At 66.2% G+C, this 1,485-nt stretch carries 1 protein-coding gene; it reads right to left on the bottom strand.

Translation table 11 applies throughout. From position 1 onward, the window contains the following. Positions 1-62 precede the first annotated feature (62 nt). Positions 63-1,424: an IS701 family transposase gene (locus FJ694_RS36470; RefSeq protein WP_157272396.1), complete on the bottom strand. Its 1,362-nt coding sequence runs from the start codon at positions 1,422-1,424 to the stop codon at positions 63-65. Positions 1,425-1,485: the final 61 nt, after the last annotated feature.

Here is a 1,485-nt window from a genome sequence, read left to right as displayed (position 1 = left end):
TCTTACTGTGTCATAAGCGCAATGGCCTATTGCAAGAGCCGCACAGCGGGCACAGTCCCATCTCAACGAGCAGGTAGCTGCTGAGCCGCAGTCGCAGCGTAGTGATCGAGGTCGGCATGTGGCGCTGTGCACGCACGACTGCCGCGGGGGAGCCAACCTTCGGGAAGCGCAGGCAGGCGGCGTTCGATGAAGTTTTTTTCCCCTGCCGCTGCATCACGGGCGTTGCCTTCCTCGACCAGCCGCTGGGCCACGAGGAAGCCGTAGGCCGCAATGGCCAGGCTGGCATGGTGATGGAAGCCACGCCAGCCGCGGCCCTCGTAATGGCCCAGCCCCAGATCCTGCTTGAGGTCCTGGTAGTCGCGCTCGATGCGCCAGCGCATATGCGCCACGCGTACGAGCTCGGCCAGCGGCGTGTGCTCCTGCAGCGTGGACAGCCAGCACTTCCTGGGTTCGTCCTTCTCCTGGGGCCACTCGATGAGCAGCCACTGCTGCGGATGCAAGCGCTGCTTGCCCGTGCCGGAGCCGGCGTGGCGCACCCGTAATGCGGCAAAGCGACCTGTGAGCGGCTCGTTGGTGCCCTGGCGCCAAGTGATAGTGTTGAAGGCCTCGGGCGGCAACGACTGCGCCAACTCGCCCACCGACACGGGCTGGTGATCGGGCGATCGCCGCGTGGCAAAGGGATGCGGTCCACGGCCCGACCATGGCTTGGGCGGCAGCGGCTCCATGCCTGGAGGCCACACCTTCACGCTCGACGTGACGCCCACCATGTAGGGCAGTCCCATGTCGGTGAGGCGCTGGCGGAACTCAGCCTCCGTGCCGTAGGCGGCGTCGGCCACCACGCAGTACGGCGGCGCCCCCTCATCGAGCAGCGCCTGCAACTGCTGCAGCGCGATGTCGCCCTTGGTCGCAAAGCACACGTCCTCAGGCACACCGGCCTTGGCGCAGCGCTCGGGATCCTCGCTCCAGCTCTCGGGCAGGTACAGCTGCCACTTCACCGGCAAGCTCGCCTGCTCGCACGCCAGCGACACGCTCACGGCCACTTGGCAGTTGTCCTGCTTGCCCAGCATCCCGCACCACTGGCGTGCCACGCCCACCGAGTGCTTGCCCTTCTTCGGGAACCCCGTGTCGTCCACCAGCCAGTAGCCGCCACCGGAGAAGTCCATGTGCGGCACCACCCATTGCGCCACGCGGCGCAGCATCTCGCCATCGCTCCACTGGGCCTTGGCCACGAAGTGATGCAGCGCCTGGTGGCGCGCGCTGGCGTGCAGCGGGTCGATGCGCGCGGCCATGGGTTCCACGCTCTTGCGCGACAGCGGCAGCATCAGGCCGCTGCAGTAGTCCTTGAGTCCTGCCACCCGGTCGGCATGGCCCAGCCCTGCAGCTAGATGGGCCATGTACCCGTCAAACCGTGCTCCCATGTCCATACCCGAGCCTCCTGCGCGACTGGATAGGACAAATATAGATCAAATTATTGACACAGTAAGA

The organism is Azohydromonas aeria, from assembly GCF_009760915.1.
Classification (GTDB): domain Bacteria; phylum Pseudomonadota; class Gammaproteobacteria; order Burkholderiales; family Burkholderiaceae_C; genus Azohydromonas; species Azohydromonas aeria.
This window is presented reverse-complemented; position numbering and strand designations above follow the sequence as displayed.

Coding starts and splice junctions, on each gene's coding strand:
- FJ694_RS36470 (WP_157272396.1), bottom strand. CDS start 1,424: ATGGACATGGGAGCACGGTTTGACGGGTACATGGCCCATCTAGCTGCA.